Here is a 1,600-nt window from a genome sequence, read left to right on the forward strand (position 1 = left end):
AAAAATTCCCCCAATTTTCCCTAATTTGATGGTCTACGATAAGTTGAAGATCTTGTTTTCAAAGTGACCTAACTGCAAAATTATGATTTTTGAGTTAGTGCTGCCATCTGGTGGTCGATCCCACTCCTTATCGAAATTGACCGGTTTCAACCACCAGACCACCAGACGCGTTTTTTCCGCGCGGGAGCGCTGTTTTACGCGCGTAAAAAATCATATATTTTTTCCAAAGTGACCCTATGAATTGTTACCTTGCATGAATGTTGCAATGATGCAATCTCGTGGCTAGATACGGCGACTTCGTTAATTTTGTCAATTATTATTACTAAATGTGAATTATTATTACTAATTTGGACAAAAAACGGTTAAAAAGCTCTTTTCCAAAGTGACCTAACTACAAAATTATGATTTTTCGAGTTAGTGCTGCCATCTGGTAGTCGACCCCACTCCCCATCGATACTGACCAGTTGCAACCACCAGGCGCGTTTTTTCCGCGCGGGAGCGCTGTTTTCCGCTCGTAAAAAAATCATATATAATTCCAAAGTGGACTAACTGCGTCGTTTTTTACTCTTTATCACGCTCTGTAGCCCAGGAGGGGGGATATTTGTCACGAACAAAAAATGAATCTTACTCCAAATTTTTCAAGCTACACAACCCACCCATCATAATACATATTTGGTGCCCCCCCTCGAGTGGAGACAGTTTTTTTTTATTTACTCGAAACGAGAATTTTGCAGTTAGTCCACTTTGGAATAGAACTCTTCAATTCTAGAATTGACTGAAAAATGCCAATTTTTGGAATTGACAGAAAAATTACAATGTTTGAATTAACAAAAAAAATCCAATTTTTGGAATGAACAAAAAAATGCCAATTTTTGAATTGACAGAAAAATGATAGTGTTTGAATTGACAAAAAAAAATCACAATTTTTGGAATTATTACAAATGTCAAGTTTTAAAATTCACAAACAAATGACAATCCTAGAATTGACAGATAAGTTAAACGTCAATGTCTGAATTCACAAAAAACGTAAATTTTTGGAATTGACAAAAATGTAAATTTTTGGAATTGACAAAAATGCCAATTTTTGGAATTGATTGATAACAATTGTCAATTTTTAAAAATGACAATCCTAGAATTGACAGAAAAATTACAATGTTTGAATTGACAAAAAAATACCAATTTTTGGAATCACCAAAAAAATGACAATTTTTGAATTGACAGAAAAATGACAGTGTTTGAATTGACAAAAAATCTCAATTTTTGGAATTATGATAAATATCAATTTTTAAAATTGACAAAAAAATGACAATCCTAGAATCGACAGAAAAATGACAAATGTTTGAATTGACAAAAAATGCCAATTTTTGGAATCAACAAAAAAAAAATCAATTTTTGGAATTGACAAAAATTCCAATTTTTGGAATTGACAGAAAAATTACAATGTTTGAATTGGCAAAAAAATACCAATTTTTGGAATTAACAAAAAAATGCCAATTTTTGAATTGACAGAAAAATGACAGTCAATTTTTGAATTGACAGAAAAATGACAGTGTTTGAATTGACAAATAATCTCAATTTTTGGAATTATGACAAATGTCAA

At 31.8% G+C, this 1,600-nt stretch carries 1 protein-coding gene; it reads left to right on the top strand.

The window, feature by feature from the left end:
• Positions 1-1,335: 1,335 nt before the first annotated feature.
• Entirely contained in the window at positions 1,336-1,506 is a 171-nt protein-coding gene (locus VE128_00020) for a hypothetical protein (GenBank protein ID HZD83945.1), read from the top strand.
• Positions 1,507-1,600: the final 94 nt, after the last annotated feature.

The organism is Candidatus Angelobacter sp., assembly GCA_035643775.1.
Classification (GTDB): Bacteria; Bacteroidota; Bacteroidia; order Flavobacteriales; family Blattabacteriaceae; genus DASQPV01.